Source organism: Janibacter corallicola NBRC 107790, assembly GCF_001570965.1.
GTDB lineage: Bacteria > Actinomycetota > Actinomycetes > Actinomycetales > Dermatophilaceae > Janibacter > Janibacter corallicola.
Genome location: NZ_BCSR01000015.1, coordinates 1 through 14,870 on the forward strand (window position 1 = coordinate 1; position 14,870 = coordinate 14,870).

Sequence of the window (14,870 nt, forward strand, 5' to 3'; positions counted from 1 at the left end):
GGCTCGTGCTCGGCGAGCCGGCGCCGCTGCCGTGCACGCCGATGGGCTGCCTCGAGCTGCTGCGCCGGCACGACGTGCCGATCGAGGGGGCCAGGGTCGCCGTCGTCGGGCGCGGCCTCACCGTGGGGCGTCCGCTCGGACTCATCCTCACCCGTCGCAGCGAGAACGCCACGCCGGTCCTGTGCCACACCGGGACCCGCGACCTCGCCGCTGAGGTGCGCCAGGCCGACATCGTCGTCGCTGCTGCCGGCAGGCCCGGGATCATCACCGCCGACATGGTCAAGCCGGGCGCAGCGGTGCTCGACGTGGGCGTGAGCCGTGTCGAGGGGCCCGACGGCAAGAGCAGGATCGCCGGCGACGTCGCGCCCGAGGTGGCCGAGGTGGCCGGCTGGGTCAGCCCGAACCCCGGCGGTGTCGGGCCGATGACGCGGGCGCTGCTCCTGCGCAATGTCGTCGAGGCGGCGGAGCGGGCCCTCTAGGAGGAGATCGCGGGCGCCCTTCGCGCCTGAGGGATCGGGCGCGCCGGCCTCGCTCGGTGATCCTGGTTCGTCGAGAATTTCCTCGGCGTTTGCTTGTGCGAATAAGTTTGCGATGGTAAATTGCAGAGGCATCCCCGGGGGAGTCCTTTCGGACGAGTTCGAGCAATGGCCTCCGGGGGACTACGACAGCGCGGGGAACCTGCGCAGATTTGGGAGGGACTGCGTGAAGCAGCAGCACACGAGGATCATCAGCACCGTCTTCGCGGCGGGCGGCCTGCTGGCCGTCGGCGCGTCGGGCGCGGTCGCCGCTCCGGCCGACACCGGGGACAGTGAGGGCATCGTCTGTCACGCCACCGGGGACGGGTACGAGCGGGTCAACATCCCCCTGAAGGAAATCACGAACGACCACGTCGGGCACGCGGACGACATCATCCCGCCCTTCGAGTACACCGAGGACGGGGAGGGGTACACGTTCGACGGTCAGAACTACGACGGCGAAGGCCGCGACATCTGGAACAACGGGTGCAACGACCCGAACGAGGAGCAGACCGGCGACGACGAGACCGGTGACGACCAGGGCGAGGGCACCGAGGAGGCGCCCCCGGCCGAGGACGAGGGCGACGACGCCGAGGCCCAGGCGCCCGAGGTCGTCCAGACCGACGGCACGGTCGCCGAGGACAACTCGATGCTCGCCGCGCTGGGCATCGGGATGCTCTTCGCCGGCGGGGCGACGCTCGTCGCCGTCGGGGCGGGGGTGACCGGCCGCCGCGACTGACGCCCTTCGCGTCCACACGAGAGGCCCGCACCCCGTCGGGGGTGCGGGCCTCTCGCCGTGTCCCGGCAGCTCGGCCGGCGTCGTGGTGCACACTGGCCCCGTGGAGTCGGAGCAGCACGAGAGCGGTGGGCAGCCCCCTTCGCCTCGACCGCCGATCGCCGTGGCGCCGCTGCGGGCCTGGTGGATCGTCCTCGCGGGGCTGCTCGTGGCCGCGCTCTTCATCCTCACCGACCACATGCTGCGGGCCACCGCGAGCCTGGCCGGGACGCTGCTGCTCGCGGCGGCCTTCCGACTCGTCCTCACCCCCGAGCAGGCCGGCGGGGTGGCCTCCCGCAGCAAGGTCGTCGACGTCGCCGTGCTCGTCACCCTCGGGGTCCTCGTGCTGATCTCGGGCTTCTCGCTGGACCTCACCGCCCGCTGAGACCACCCGCGCATCTTTCCCCGGCTGGACAAGAGAAACCGCCGCTCGGCACGAGTTTCGAACTCATGCCGAGCGGCGGTTTCTCGGGTCACCCGAGAATCGGTGACGAAGGGAGCGCGTCAGCCCTTGATGAGGCCCAGCTTGGTCACGGCCTCGCGCTCCTCGGTGAGCTCGGCGACGGAGGCGTCGATCCTGCCGCGGCTGAAGTCGTTGATCTCCAGGCCCTGGACGATCTCCCACTCGCCGTTCTTGACGGTGACGGGGAAGGAGGAGATGAGGCCCTCGGGCACGCCGTAGGAGCCGTCGGAGCAGACCGACATCGAGACCCAGTCGCCCTCGGGGGTGCCCTGGGCCCAGTCGCGGGCGTGGTCGACGGTCGCGGAGGCGGCCGACGCGGCGGAGGAGGCACCACGGGCCTCGATGATGGCCGCACCGCGCTTGGCGACGGTCGGGATGAAGGTCTTCTCCAGCCACTCCTGGTCGCCCACGGCCTCGGCGGCGTTCTTGCCCGCGACCTCGGCGTGGAAGATGTCCGGGTACTGGGTGGCGGAGTGGTTGCCCCAGACCGTCATCTTCGTGATCTCGGTGACCGGGACATCCAGCTTCGAGGACAGCTGGCCGATCGCGCGGTTGTGGTCCAGCCGGGTCAGCGCGGAGAAGTGGTTGCGCGGGATGTCCGGGGCGTTGCTCATCGCGATGAGCGCGTTGGTGTTCGCCGGGTTGCCGGTGATCGTCACGTGCACGTCGTCGGCCGCGACCTTGTTCAGGGCGGCGCCCTGCGGGGCGAAGATGCCGCCGTTGGCCTCGAGCAGGTCACCGCGCTCCATGCCCGGGCCGCGCGGGCGGGCGCCGACGAGGAGGGCGTGGTTGACGCCGTCGAAGACCTTCTCCGGGTCGTCGCCGATCTCGACACCGGCGAGGGTCGGGAAGGCGCAGTCGTCGAGCTCCATGACGACGCCCTCGAGGGCCTTCAGCGCGGGGGTGATCTCCAGGAGGCGCAGCTCGACGGGGGTGTCGGGCCCGAACAGGGAGCCGCTGGCGATGCGGAAGAGAAGGCTGTAGCCGATCTGACCGGCCGCACCGGTGACGGCGACCTTGACGGGAGTGTTGCTCACTGGGGTACCCCTTCGTGGCTTGGGAGTATGAAGACTGCCGTCATCGACGCTAGCAGCGTGTGCCCTCCGCCCGGCAGTCAGGTCGCCGTGCGGTCACCCCAGCTCGATGAGTGCCACGGGGTCCGTCGTCGGTTGCTTCGACCCGTCGGCCGGCTCCACGGACAGACCGACGCCGACCGCGGTCTCGATGTCGCCCTCGAGCACCGCCTCGCCGTCGCCCGGCACCACGCCGGCGGAGACCAGCGACCCGTCCGCGCGCTGCAGCCACGCCTGGTAGGCATGCCCCTGCCCGGGCTCAGGCAGGTTCTCGAGCCGGACCACCGCCTTGTCGAGGTGGTCGCTGCGCGTGACCGTGACGGTCCCGCCGTGGCTGGCCTCGGCCCACCAGCTGTGCGCGTCCGGGGCATCGGCCACCTGCTCGACGGGGTCGGGATCCTGGCGCAGCTGCTGCCAGGCGAGGCCTCCGCCGACCACGAGGGTGGCCGCGGCGGCGAGGGCCACCCAGGTGCGCCCACGCCGGGAGAAGGGGACGGCGCGGTGGCGGCCGACGGTCTCCCCGGCGTCGGGCTCCTCGACCGGCGGTGGGTCCTGCCGCGTCGTGCGGGCCCGGGCGAGCACCTCGTCGCGCAGCGCAGCCGGTGGCTCGGCGGCCGTGGTCTCGGCGAGCAGGGGAGTGACCTCGCGCAGCGATGCGACCTCGTCCCGGCAGGACGAGCACCGCTCCAGGTGGCGCTCGAAGTCACGGCGCTCCTCGTCGGTGAGGGCGTCGAGGACGTAGGCCCCGGACAGGCTGTGCAGCTCCTCGCTCATGACGTCACCCCCAGCTGGTCCCGCAGGCGGATCAGGCCGTCCCGGATCCGGGTCTTGGCGGTGCCGAGCGGCAGCTCGAGCAGGCCGGCCACCTCGCGATGGGTGTACCCGCCGAGGTAGGCGAGCGTCACCGCCTCGCGCTGGTGCTCGGTGAGTGCCGCCAGGGCCACGTGCACCCGCCGCGCCTCGAGCCGACCGGTCGCCTGCTCGGCCGTGGTGTCCGCCTCGGCCAGGTGGGTGCGGGCCTCGTATGCCCGGTCCCGCAGCACCTCGGCGTGGCTGCTGCGCACCCGGTCCACCGCCCGGCGGTGGGCGATCGTCATGAGCCAGCCGGGGGCCGAACCACGGGCCGGGTCGAAGCGGGCGGCGGTGCGCCACACCTCCAGGTACACCTCCTGGGTCACCTCCTCCGCCTGTGCCGGGTCGCGCAGGACGCGCAGCACCAGGCCGTACACCCTCGGCGCGGTCTCGTCGTACAACCGCGCGAAGGCGGCGTCATCCCCCTTCGCCACGCCCCGGAGGATCTCGGCGAGAGCGGTCCGGGCACCACTGTCGGCCCCGGCACGTCCGCCGGGACGGTCGGGGAGTGGGCGCACACCGTCCATGATGGTGGTTCGGAGCCGCACCCGCACGCGGATGGGTCCGGACGGGCGAAGGGGGTCCGCGGCCGGTGCCGCAGACCCCCTTCGGGCGGAGCGTCCGGGCCTAGAGGGTGCCCAGGATCTCGTTCAGCGTGGCGCTGGGCCGCATCGCCGCGGCGGCCTTCGCCTCGTCGGGGCGGTAGTAGCCGTCGAGGTCGACCGGGTTGCCCTGCACCCCGATGAGCTCCTCGTTGATCTTCGCCTCGTTCTCCCTGAGGGAGCCGGCGACCGACGCGAAGCGCTCGGCCAGCCCGGCGTCCTGTTGCTGGGCGGCGAGGGCCTCGGCCCAGTACAGCGCGAGGTAGAAGTGGCTGCCGCGGTTGTCGATCTGGCCGATCCTGCGGGCCGGGGACTTGTTCTCCTCGAGGAACGTCGCGATCGCCGTGTCCAGGGTGTCGGCGAGCACCTGCGCCTTGGGGTTCTCGAAGGTCTTGGCCAGGTGCTCCAGCGAGGCGCCGAGCGCGGAGAACTCACCGAGGGAGTCCCAGCGCAGGTAGTCCTCCTTGAGGAACTGCTGGACGTGCTTCGGCGCGGAGCCACCGGCACCGGTCTCGAAGAGCCCGCCGCCGGCGAGCAGCGGGACGATCGAGAGCATCTTCGCGCTCGTGCCGAGCTCGAGGATGGGGAAGAGGTCGGTCAGGTAGTCGCGCAGCACGTTGCCAGTGACGGAGATGACGTCCTCGCCCCTGCGGATGGTCTCCAGGGTCCAGGTGATCGCCTCGACGGGTGGGAGGATCCTGATGTCCAGGCCCTCGGTGTCGTGCTCGGGCAGGTACTGCTCGACCTTGGCGATGACCTGCGCGTCGTGGGCGCGCTCCTTGTCCAGGTAGAAGACCGCGGAGGCGCCGGTCGCGCGGGCGCGGGTGACGGCGAGCCCCACCCAGTCCCGGATCGGGACGTCCTTCGCCCGGCTCATCCGCCAGATGTCCCCGGCCTCCACGCGGTGCTCGTGGACGGTCCCACCGGCGCGGTCGGTCACCCTGACGGTGCCGTCGGCGGGCACGACGAAGGTCGTCGGGTGGGAGCCGTACTCCTCGGCCTTCTGTGCCATGAGACCGACGTTGGGGACGCTGCCGATGGTGGCGGGGTCGAGCGCGCCGTGCTTCTTGTGCTCCTCGATGACGGCGGCGTACATCGGGCCGTAGGACCGGTCCGGGATCATCGCCAGGGTCTCGGACTGGCCGTCGTCGGCGTTCCACATCTGGCCCGAGTCGCGGATGACGACCGGCATGGAGGCGTCGATGATGACGTCGCTGGAGACGTGCAGGTTGGTGATGCCCTTGCTCGAGTCGACCATCGCCAGGGCGGGGCGCTCGGCGAAGACCGCGTCGATGTCGGCGCGGATCTCCTCCTGCTTCTCCCGGGGCAGCGACTCGATCGAGGTGTAGAGCGAGCCGAGACCGAAGTTCGGGTTCACGCCGGCCTCGGCGAGGGCGTCGGCGTGCTTGTCCATGACATCGCCGAGCCACACCGAGACGGCGTGCCCGAAGAGGACCGGGTCCGAGACCTTCATCATCGTGGCCTTCAGGTGCAGCGAGAGGAGCAGGTCCTCCTGCTTCGCGGCCTCGATCTGCCGGGAGTAGAAGTCCCGCAGCGCCGAGACCGACATGAAGGTGGCGTCGACGATCTCACCGGCGAGCACCGGCACGGACTCCTTGAGGACGGTCTCGGTGCCGTCCTGGGCCACGTGGGTGATCGTGAGGTCGTCGTCGGCGGACATCGTCGTGGACTTCTCGTTGCCGTAGAAGTCGCCCTCGGTCATGGACGCGACGCGGGCCTTGTTGTCCGCGGTCCACGGGCCGAGCTTGTGCGGGTGCCGCTTGGCGAACTCCTTGACCGACTGCGGGGCGCGGCGGTCGGAGTTCCCTTCGCGCAGCACGGGGTTGACCGCGGATCCGAGCACATTGGCGTAGGCGGCGTGGACCGCCTGCTCCTCCTCGGTCTTCGGCTCGCCCGGGTAGTCCGGCAGGTCGTAGCCCTGCTGCTGCAGCTCGGCGATGGCGGCGCGCAGCTGCGGCACCGAGGCGGAGATGTTCGGCAGCTTGATGATGTTGGTCTCGGGGGACTGGGTCAGCTCGCCGAGCCGGGCGAGGTGGTCCGGGACCCGCTGCTCCTCGGTGAGGCGGTCGGGGAACTGGGCGAGGATGCGCCCGGCCAGCGAGATGTCGCTGGTCTCGAGCTCCACGCCGGTGCCGGAGGTGAAGGCCTGGACGATCGGCAGGAAGGAGTGCGTGGCCAGTGCCGGTGCCTCATCGATCTTGGTCCAAATGATCTTCGCGGTCATGAAAGTCCCTTCCGTGGGGTGCATGGGCATGGGCTGGGTGCGTCGCCCCGATCTTCCCACGAAGGGGGACGTGCCGATCCGATGGTCCGCTGTCACCCTCCGTTCGCCGCGACGTCAAAAAAGAGGGTCCGGCATCTGGTCACCGATGGTAAGGAATTGGTAAGGTCATAGCAGTTTGATCCGGGGGAGGTTCGAGCAACATGGTGAGTGGATTCCTCGTCATGGCCGGGTGGGCCATGACGCCACTGCTGGTCTTCGTCATCGGTGGGATCGCTGTCCGCAGGCAGGTGCGTCGTGGGTGGGGCGCCGGCCCGCCGGCCCGACCTGCGGCGAGACTGGAGGAGCTGCGGCGGGAGAGCGCCCGGCAGCCGCACCGGGGCCGGATGGCGGAGGCGCTGCGCCTGGCCGAGGCGGCCCCCGGGGCCGGCACCTCGTTCCACGCGGGAGGCTGAGCCGTGCTCCACCGTCGCGCGCAGCCCCTTGTCGGCGAGAGTGGGGATGACGCGAGTGGGGAGGGCCCGGCGGGCACCAGTCGTCTACGGGTGTGGATGGCCGTGACGGACCTGCTCGTCATCGTCTGGGCCACCTTCGGGGCGCAGCTCATTCGTTTCGGTGTCGACGGACAGGGCATCAGGTCGCCAGAGGATCTGGTCTCCCTGGACTACACGACGTTCAGCCTGCTGCTCGTCGTCATCTGGTGGCTCTCCCTTCGCCTGCACGGTCTCTACTCACCGCACCTGCTCGGGCACGGCACGGCCGAGTACCGCCTGCTCGGGAGCGCGACCCTGCGGATCTTCGCCGGCGTCGCGCTCGTCGGCTTCGGCCTCCAGCTGCAGATCGCCCGCGGCTACATCCTGCTCGCGCTGCCGGCCGGGCTGGTCGGTCTCTATCTGGCCAGGCGGCTGTGGCGCCGGTGGCTGGGCGCCCAGCGGACCGCCGGACGGATGACGCACGACGTCATCGTGGTCGGGGAGGCGGCCCACTCGGCCAACCTCATCGAGGCCTTCGACAGCGTGCCCGAGGCGGGCTACCGAGTCGTCGGCGTGTGCACCTCGACGACCGATGAGGCGGAGGTGCACGGCGTCCCGGTCCTCGGTAGCGAGCACGAGGTCGCCAAGCTCGCCATCGAGATCGGTGTCGACGTCGTGGCCTGCGGGGCGGTGCACCGGCTGGGCAGCGCCGGGCTGCGCCGGCTCGGGTGGGCCCTCGAGGACAGTGACATCAAGCTGGTCGTCTCACCGGGCCTCACCGAGGTCGCCGGACCGCGCGTGCTCACGAGGCCGGTCGCCGGACTGCCGCTGCTGCACGTCGAGGCGCCCGCCTTCTCCGGCCCCAAGCTCGTGGTGAAGGCGACGCTGGACTGGATCGGTGCGGCCGGCCTCGTCCTCCTCTTCTCTCCGCTCCTGCTCGTGACCGCCGTGGCGATCAAGTTCCAGGACGGGGGACCGGTCTTCTTCCGGCAGGCGCGGGTCGGCCTCGACGGCCAGACCTTCGAGATGACGAAGTTCCGCTCGATGGGCATGCACGCCGAGGAGCAGCTCGAGGAGCTCAAGATCCGTCAGCAGGAGGAGCGACGGATGTCGATGCTCACCGACGGTGGAGCGGCACTGGAGACCCGGGTCCTGGACCGTGGCGTGCTGTTCAAGATGGAGGAGGACCCACGGGTGACCCGCGTGGGCCGCTTCATCCGTCGCTACTCCATCGACGAGCTGCCCCAGCTCTTCGACGTCCTCGCCGGCCGGATGAGCCTGGTCGGGCCGCGTCCGCCGCTGCCGGAGGAGGTCTCCCGGTACGAGGAGGACGTCCATCGCCGGCTGCTCGTCAAGCCGGGGATGACCGGGTTGTGGCAGATCAACGGCCGCAGCAACCTCTCCTGGGACGAGTCGGTGCGATTCGACCTGTACTACGTGGAGAACTGGTCGGTGGCGCAGGACCTGGTGATCCTGTGGCGGACCGCGGCGGCGGTGCTCTCCAAGGACGGCGCGTACTGACGCGCCCAGGCGATCCGTGGCACCCGGACGCCGTCCCGGCGGAGAACTTCGTCGAGTGGCTGCGGGCCGCGGTGGCCCGGCTGACAGAATGTCGCGCATGACCAGCGCATCCCACCACTCCCGCATCCTCTCCGGGATGCAGCCCACCAGTGACTCCCTGCACCTCGGCAACTACCTCGGAGCACTGGTCAACTGGGTGCCGCTGCAGGAGGACTTCGACGCCTACTACTTCGTCGCCGACCTGCACGCGCTCACCGTCCCCACGGACCCGGCCGACATCACCCGCCGCACCCGCATCACCGCCGCGCAGTACATCGCCGCCGGGGTGGACCCGGAGCGCTCTGCCATCTTCTGCCAGAGCCATGTGCCGGCGCACACCGAGCTGATGTGGGTCCTCGCCTGCCAGATGGGCTTCGGCGAGGCCAGCCGGATGACGCAGTTCAAGGACAAGACGACCAAGGGCTTCGGCGCCAACGTCGGCCTCTTCACCTACCCGGTCCTCATGGCCGCCGACATCCTCGTCTACGACGCCGAGCGGGTGCCCGTCGGCGACGACCAGCGCCAGCACCTGGAGATCACCCGTGACCTGGCGGAGCGTTTCAATGCTCGCTTCGGCGAGATCCTCGTCGTGCCGGACGCCCACATCCTCAGCAGCTCCGCGCGGATCATGGACCTGCAGGAGCCGGAGGGGAAGATGAGCAAGAGCGCCTCCTCCGACAAGGGCCTGATCTCGATGATGGACGACCCGAAGCGGATCGCGAAGAAGATCCGCTCGGCCGTCACCGACCTCGACGGCGAGATCCGCTACGACCCCGAGGCCAAGCCGGGCGTGTCCAACCTGCTCTCGATCCACTCCGCTCTCTCCGGTCGTCCGGCCGTCGACGTCGCGGCCGAGTTCTCCGGACGCGGCTATGGCGACCTGAAGAAGGAGGTCGCCGAGGTCGTGGTGGGCGCCGCCGAGCCGTACCAGCAGCGGATGACCGAGCTGATGGCGGACCCGGCGGAGCTGGACCGGATCCTGGCGAAGGGGGCGGCCCGCGCCTCCGAGGTGGCCACTGCCACCCGCGATCGGGTCTACGAGAGCGTCGGGTTGCTGCCGGCAGGGCGCTGACCCGTGCCCGTGCACGGTGTCTCGGTCGCGGTCCCCGAACCCTGGGGGACGCAGTTGCAGCAACACCGCGCGGCGGTGGGTGACCGGCTCGCGCACGCGATCCCGCCGCACGTGACGCTCCTGCCGCCCACGGACATCCCCACCGATGAGCTGGCGCCCTTCGTCCGCCATCTGCGGGCAGTGGCCTCGGCGCAGGCGCCCTTCACCATGGTCCTTCGGGGCACCGGGACCTTCCGCCCGGTGAGTCCCGTGGTCTTCGTCCAGGTCGCCCGGGGCATCCCGGAGTGCGAACGGCTCGAGCAGGCGGTGCGTGGCGGTCCGGTGACCAGGGCCCTCGAGTTCCCCTACCACCCGCACGTGACGATCGCCCACGGGATCGACACCCCGGGGCTGGACCGCGCCTTCGACGAGCTCGCGGGCTTCGAGGCCGTCTTCCCGGTCGACCGCTTCCACCTCTACGAGCACGGGGAGGACGAGGTCTGGCGCCCCGTGAGGGAGTTCCCCCTCGCGGAGGGGCTACCCGGAACGCCTGCCGGACCCTGAGACGGGTTGGCTCGCGAAGTCGGCGATCGTGCGCTCCAGCCCCTCCCGCAGGGCGGTCCGTGGCTCCCACCCGAGGAGCTCGCCGGCCCGGCTGATGTCCGGACGGCGCCGGGCGGGGTCGTCCTGCGGCAACGACCGGTGCTCGACCCGTGAGCGACTCCCGGTCAGCTCGATGACCAGGTCGGCGAGCTCGAGCATGGTGAACTCCACGGGATTGCCGACGTTGATCGGGCCGGTGACCTCGTGGGGGGTCCCCATGAGCGCGATCAGCGCATCGACCATGTCGTCGACGAAGCAGAACGAACGCGTCTGACCGCCGTCCCCGTAGATCGTCAGCGGCTCGCCGGCGAGCGCCTGGACGATGAAGTTGGAGACCACCCGACCGTCGTCGGGCTGCATCCGGGGGCCGTAGGTGTTGAAGATCCGGGCGACCTTGATGTCCAGGTCGTGCTGGCGCCGGTAGTCGAAGAAGAGGGTCTCGGCGCACCGCTTGCCCTCGTCGTAGCAGGAGCGGATCCCGATCGGGTTGACGTTGCCCCAGTAGTCCTCGGTCTGCGGGTGGACCTCGGGGTCGCCGTAGATCTCCGAGGTGGAGGAGAGCAGGATCTTGGCCTTGGTGCGCTTGGCCAGGCCGAGCATGTTGATCGACCCGTGCACGCTGGTCTTCGTCGTCTGCACCGGGTCGCGCTGGTAGAAGATCGGGCTGGCCGGGCACGCGAGGTGGTAGATCTCGTCGACCTCCACGTACAGCGGGAAGGTCACGTCGTGACGCATCAGCTCGAAGTTCGGGTGGTCCAGCAGATGGGTCAGGTTGCGCCTCGTGCTGGAGTAGAAGTTGTCGACCACGAGCACCTCGTGCCCGTGGTCCAGGAGTCGCTCCGTCAGGTGCGAACCGATGAACCCGGCACCGCCCGTCACCATCACACGCCTCGGCGTCACGCCAGCTTCCTTCCTCGCACGGGCCTCACCGCTGCAGGGTATAGGCCGCGGGGGAGATCCCGGCGGGTGTCGTGACGACCCTCTCGTAGTGGCGGACCAGCTGCTCCGTCAGACTGCTCCACGACCGGTCCCGGATCGCCTCCCTGCCGGCGGCACCCATGGTGGCGCGAAGGGAGGGTGAGGCCACCAGCTCACGCACGTGCCGGTGCAGGTCGCCGGGGGCCTCCGGGTCGAAGAGGAAGCCGGTGCTCCCGTGCCCGACGAGGTCCACGGGACCGCCGACGGCCGGGGCCACGACCGGCAGGCCGGTCGCCGCCGCCTCCTGCAGGGTCTGACCGAAGGTCTCCCGCGTCCCGGTGTGCACGAAGACGTCCAGGGCCGCGAAGGCGCGGGCGAGGTCGGTGCCGGTGCGGGAGCCGAGGAAGACCGGGGGGCGGTTGGGGCGGCCGAGTCGCCGTGCGACGGCATCTGCCAGGCGGGCGCCGATCTCGTTGCGGGAGGGGCCCTCGCCGACGATGACCAGCCGCGTGCCCGGCAGGTGGGCCAGCTCCGCGAGGCGGTGCAGCTCCTTCTCCGGCGCCAGCCGGCCGACGTACCCCAGGAGGACCTCGCCGCCGGGGGCGAGCTCCCTTCGCAGCGCCGCGGTGTCGGGGTCCTCCCGCCACGACGGGTGGAAGAGACGGGTGTCCACGCCGCGGCCCCACAGGTCCGTCCGGGGGATCCGGTGCGCCCGCAGGTCGGCGAGGGTCGGCCGGCTCGGGGCGAGGGTGAGGTCCACCCGGGAGTGCAGCCGGCGGATCCACTCCCAGGTCACCGACGAGGCACCTCGACCGAGGACGCCCGACCCGTGCTGGCGGACGTAGGAGGGCATGTCGGTCTGGTAGATGGCCACCGTCGGCAGGCCGAGCTCGTCGGCCCGGCTCGCTCCTCCGGAACCGACGAGGAAGGGGGAGGCCAGGTGCACGACGTCGGGGCGGAAGGAGCGCAGCGTGCGGCGCAGCTCACGGGTGGGCAGCCCGGCGCGGAAGCCGCGCACGGGAAAACCGGGAAGAGTCCGCACGGGGTGGCCGGCGAAGGTCGCGGGAGCCGGCCCGGGGGCGATGATGACCGCCTGGTGACCCTGCTCGCGGAGGCACTCGGCCACCCGGCAGACGCTCGTGGTCACGCCGTTGAGACTCGGGAGGAAGGACTCGGTCGCAATGGCAACTCGCACGCCGCCAGCGTGGCCGGGCCAGGATGCCGAGAGGTGACCGGAAGACGGGTGGCGGGTGAGCAGTGGGTGATCTCCGGACCCGCGGTAGCGTGCCCACCATGTCCAGCCCGCCCCACACCGACCGATTCTGGGCCGTCGTCCCCGCAGGTGGCGCCGGGACCCGGCTGTGGCCGGTCTCGCGAGCGGGCTCCCCGAAGTTCCTCCACGACCTCACCGGCAGCGGCCGGTCGCTGCTCCAGGGCACGACCGACCGGCTCCGGGGCCTCGTCGGGGAGCGCCTCGTCGTCGTCACGGGTGCCGCCCACGTCGCCGCGGTGTCCGAGCAGCTCCCGGACGTGCCCGCCGACCTGCTGCTCGCTGAGCCCTCGCCGCGGGACTCGATGGCCGCGATCGGGCTGGCGGCCGCCGTCCTCGAGCGCCGTGACCCGGAGGCGGTGATCGGCTCCTTCGCCGCCGACCACGTCATCACCGACGAGGAGGCCTTCGCCGACGCGGTCCACGAGGCACTGGAGGTGGCCACCTCCAGCCAGCGGCTCGTGACGATCGGGATCCGCCCGACCTACCCGGCGACCGGCTTCGGCTACATCCAGCTCGGGCCCAGGCTTCCGGAGCACCGCAGCGCCACCCGGGTGAGGCAGTTCGTCGAGAAGCCCGACGCGGCCAAGGCGGCCTCCTACCTCGCCACCGGTGAGTTCCGGTGGAATGCGGGGATGTTCGTGGTGCGGGCACGGGTGCTGCTGGACCTGCTCCACCGCTGGCACCCGGAGCTGGCCGACGGGTTGCGTGCCATCGCGGGCGACCCCGACCGGCTGGAGTCGGTGTGGCCGACGCTGGAGAAGATCGCCATCGACCACGCGGTCGCCGAGCCGGCAGCCGACGAGGGGCTCGTGGCCGTGGTCCCCGCGAGCTTCGACTGGGACGACGTCGGCGACTTCCGCTCGCTGTCGAACCTGCTGCCGAGCCGGGACGGGCGGATGACCGTCGTCGGCAGCGACGAGAACGTCGTCGGTGTCGATGCCGGCGGCCTGGTGCTCTCCGCCTCCGGCAGGCTCGTCGCCGTCGTCGGACTCGAGGACGTCGTGGTCGTCGAGACCGACGACGCCCTGCTCGTGGCCAGCCGGGACCGGGCACAGGACGTCAAGCAGGTCGTCGAGGAGCTCAAGCGGTCCGGGCGCTCCGACCTGGTCTGAGCGCGGTCGCCCCACTCGCTGGCCGTCGCTGGATAAGGTGCACTCGACATGACTGCTCCACTCGCCCCGACGCTGATGCGCGTCATCGACGGACTCCACGACGAGCTGATCGACTTCCGGCGGGACCTGCACAGCCACCCCGAGCTCTCCTACCGGGAGCACCGGACCACCGAGCGGCTGCGCGAGCGGCTCCGCTCCGCCGGCCTGCGGCCTCGCCCCGCCCTCGAGACCGGGCTGGTCCTCGAGCTCGGTGATCCCGCCCCGCGCCGCCGCGTCGCGCTGCGGGCCGACATCGACGCGCTTCCGGTGCGGGAGCGCACCGGTCTGGACTGGAGCTCCACGACCGAGGGGGTGTGCCACGCCTGCGGTCACGACGTCCACACGACGGCGCTCCTCGGAGCGGCCCTGGCGCTCGGTGAGATCGAGGAGGAGCTGGCCCGCCGACACCTCGGCGTCCGGCTGATCTTCCAGCCCGCCGAGGAGGTCATGCCCGGCGGCGCCTCCCGGCTCGTCACGGACGGGATCATGAAGGGGGTCGACGCTGCCTACGCCCTCCACTGCGATCCTTCGCTCGACGTCGGCGAGATCGGTCTGCGCACCGGGCCCCTCACCGCGGCCGCGGACCAGGTGACGGTCTCCCTCCGGGGCCGGGGGGGCCACACCTCCCGGCCCTTCCTCACCGAGGACCTCACCTACGCCCTGGCCAAGGTCGTCACGGACGTCCCCGCGGTCCTGGGGCGCCGGGTCGACCCGCGGGCCGGCCTCGTGCTCGTGTGGGGGCGGATCGAGGCCGGCGATGCGATCAACGTCATCCCCTCCGCAGGGCTGGCCGAGGGCACGCTGCGGATGCTCGACGTCGCCCTGTGGGAGCGGATCGGTCCGCTGCTGCGCGAGGTCGTCGGCGAGGTCGTCGCGCCCTACGGGGCGGAGGCCACCGTCGAGCACACCCGGGGGGTGCCCCCGGTGGTCAACGACGAGGCCGCCGTCGCCGCCCTGGAGCGCGCGACGATGACGGCCGGCCTGCGACCCGTGCCGGCGCCCCACAGCCTCGGCGGGGAGGACTTCGCCTGGATGCTGCACGAGGCCGAGGGAGCCCTGGCGCGACTCGGCACGCGCACCCCGGGCGGGCGCACCCTCGACCTGCACCAGGGTGACCTCGTCGTGGACGAGCGGGCGGTGCGCAGTGGCGCCGCCGTGCTGGCCCTCGTCGCCGCGGGGGAGTGGACCAGGGTGGATCCGGACTGAGCGGGCCTCCTCCGGTGTCCCGCGGCGAGGGTTATCCCTCGTGGGGTGTCGCCGGGAGACGGGAGGGTCACATCCGCATCGCGGTCTCATAACGGTTGATCCCATCCGTCCCG

At 71.4% G+C, this 14,870-nt stretch carries 14 protein-coding genes and 1 pseudogene; 9 read left to right on the plus strand and 6 right to left on the minus strand.

Annotated elements, in window-relative coordinates; all coding sequences use genetic code 11:
* From JCO01S_RS07570 to JCO01S_RS07580, 3 genes and pseudogenes are all read left to right on the plus strand, one after another.
* Positions 1-479 (plus strand): annotated as a pseudogene (locus JCO01S_RS07570) (bifunctional methylenetetrahydrofolate dehydrogenase/methenyltetrahydrofolate cyclohydrolase); the annotation flags it as partial.
* Between the two features lie 223 nt (positions 480-702).
* A complete protein-coding gene (locus tag JCO01S_RS07575) occupies positions 703-1,254 on the plus strand; it encodes a hypothetical protein (RefSeq protein WP_068253210.1) in 552 nt (183 codons plus the stop codon).
* Between the two features lie 100 nt (positions 1,255-1,354).
* A complete protein-coding gene (locus tag JCO01S_RS07580; protein WP_068253213.1) occupies positions 1,355-1,675 on the plus strand; it encodes a DUF3017 domain-containing protein in 321 nt (106 codons plus the stop codon).
* A 119-nt stretch (positions 1,676-1,794) separates the two neighbouring features.
* Here JCO01S_RS07580 and JCO01S_RS07585 read toward each other — a convergent pair whose 3' ends face one another.
* The 4 genes from JCO01S_RS07585 to JCO01S_RS07600 form a co-directional block, all read right to left on the minus strand.
* Positions 1,795-2,790 carry a malate dehydrogenase gene (locus JCO01S_RS07585; protein ID WP_068253216.1) on the minus strand — a complete coding sequence of 332 codons (996 nt, stop codon included), beginning with the start codon at positions 2,788-2,790 and terminating at the stop codon, positions 1,795-1,797.
* A 93-nt stretch (positions 2,791-2,883) separates the two neighbouring features.
* Positions 2,884-3,600: an anti-sigma factor gene (locus JCO01S_RS07590; protein WP_068253219.1), complete on the minus strand. Its 717-nt coding sequence runs from the start codon at positions 3,598-3,600 to the stop codon at positions 2,884-2,886.
* Positions 3,597-4,205 (minus strand): ECF RNA polymerase sigma factor SigK, encoded by a 609-nt coding sequence (gene sigK / locus JCO01S_RS07595; protein WP_068253363.1) that lies wholly within the window; start codon positions 4,203-4,205, stop codon positions 3,597-3,599. Before sigK ends, JCO01S_RS07590 begins: the two co-directional genes overlap by 4 nt.
* A 100-nt stretch (positions 4,206-4,305) precedes the next feature.
* The gene (locus JCO01S_RS07600) at positions 4,306-6,525 is read right to left on the minus strand and encodes an NADP-dependent isocitrate dehydrogenase (protein ID WP_068253222.1); all 2,220 of its coding nucleotides are present in this window, start codon (positions 6,523-6,525) and stop codon (positions 4,306-4,308) included.
* Between the two features lie 200 nt (positions 6,526-6,725).
* Between JCO01S_RS07600 and JCO01S_RS07605 the strand changes: the two genes are divergently transcribed.
* From JCO01S_RS07605 to JCO01S_RS07620, 4 genes are all read left to right on the plus strand, one after another.
* A complete protein-coding gene (locus JCO01S_RS07605; RefSeq protein WP_068253226.1) occupies positions 6,726-6,977 on the plus strand; it encodes a hypothetical protein in 252 nt (83 codons plus the stop codon).
* Between the two features lie 102 nt (positions 6,978-7,079).
* Complete coding sequence (locus tag JCO01S_RS07610) at positions 7,080-8,516, plus strand: sugar transferase (RefSeq protein WP_169796911.1); 1,437 nt, start codon at positions 7,080-7,082, stop codon at positions 8,514-8,516.
* A gap of 97 nt (positions 8,517-8,613) precedes the next feature.
* Entirely contained in the window at positions 8,614-9,627 is a 1,014-nt protein-coding gene (gene trpS / locus JCO01S_RS07615) for a tryptophan--tRNA ligase (RefSeq protein WP_068253232.1), read from the plus strand.
* Between the two features lie 3 nt (positions 9,628-9,630).
* On the plus strand, positions 9,631-10,170 hold the full coding sequence (locus JCO01S_RS07620; protein WP_068253235.1) for a 2'-5' RNA ligase family protein: 540 nt from the start codon (positions 9,631-9,633) through the stop codon (positions 10,168-10,170).
* Here JCO01S_RS07620 and JCO01S_RS07625 read toward each other — a convergent pair.
* Together JCO01S_RS07625 and JCO01S_RS07630 are read right to left on the minus strand one after the other, a co-directional pair.
* On the minus strand, positions 10,144-11,109 hold the full coding sequence (locus JCO01S_RS07625; RefSeq protein WP_245634365.1) for a UDP-glucuronic acid decarboxylase family protein: 966 nt from the start codon (positions 11,107-11,109) through the stop codon (positions 10,144-10,146). The genes JCO01S_RS07620 and JCO01S_RS07625 overlap by 27 nt on opposite strands.
* Positions 11,110-11,134: 25 nt before the next feature.
* Positions 11,135-12,322 (minus strand): glycosyltransferase family 4 protein, encoded by a 1,188-nt coding sequence (locus JCO01S_RS07630; protein WP_068253240.1) that lies wholly within the window; start codon positions 12,320-12,322, stop codon positions 11,135-11,137.
* A 98-nt stretch (positions 12,323-12,420) separates the two neighbouring features.
* Between JCO01S_RS07630 and JCO01S_RS07635 the strand changes: the two genes are divergently transcribed.
* Both JCO01S_RS07635 and JCO01S_RS07640 read left to right on the plus strand, forming a co-directional pair.
* Positions 12,421-13,512, plus strand: a complete 1,092-nt coding sequence (locus JCO01S_RS07635) for a mannose-1-phosphate guanylyltransferase (RefSeq protein WP_068253250.1) — start codon at positions 12,421-12,423, stop codon at positions 13,510-13,512.
* 48 nt (positions 13,513-13,560) lie between these two features.
* The gene (locus JCO01S_RS07640) at positions 13,561-14,757 is read left to right on the plus strand and encodes an amidohydrolase (RefSeq protein ID WP_068253256.1); all 1,197 of its coding nucleotides are present in this window, start codon (positions 13,561-13,563) and stop codon (positions 14,755-14,757) included.
* Positions 14,758-14,870 lie beyond the last annotated feature (113 nt).

Coding starts and splice junctions, on each gene's coding strand:
- JCO01S_RS07590 (WP_068253219.1), bottom strand. CDS start 3,600: ATGAGCGAGGAGCTGCACAGCCTGTCCGGGGCCTACGTCCTCGACGCC.
- sigK (WP_068253363.1), bottom strand. CDS start 4,205: ATGGACGGTGTGCGCCCACTCCCCGACCGTCCCGGCGGACGTGCCGGG.
- JCO01S_RS07600 (WP_068253222.1), bottom strand. CDS start 6,525: ATGACCGCGAAGATCATTTGGACCAAGATCGATGAGGCACCGGCACTG.
- JCO01S_RS07605 (WP_068253226.1), top strand. CDS start 6,726: ATGGTGAGTGGATTCCTCGTCATGGCCGGGTGGGCCATGACGCCACTG.
- trpS (WP_068253232.1), top strand. CDS start 8,614: ATGACCAGCGCATCCCACCACTCCCGCATCCTCTCCGGGATGCAGCCC.
- JCO01S_RS07635 (WP_068253250.1), top strand. CDS start 12,421: ATGTCCAGCCCGCCCCACACCGACCGATTCTGGGCCGTCGTCCCCGCA.
- JCO01S_RS07640 (WP_068253256.1), top strand. CDS start 13,561: ATGACTGCTCCACTCGCCCCGACGCTGATGCGCGTCATCGACGGACTC.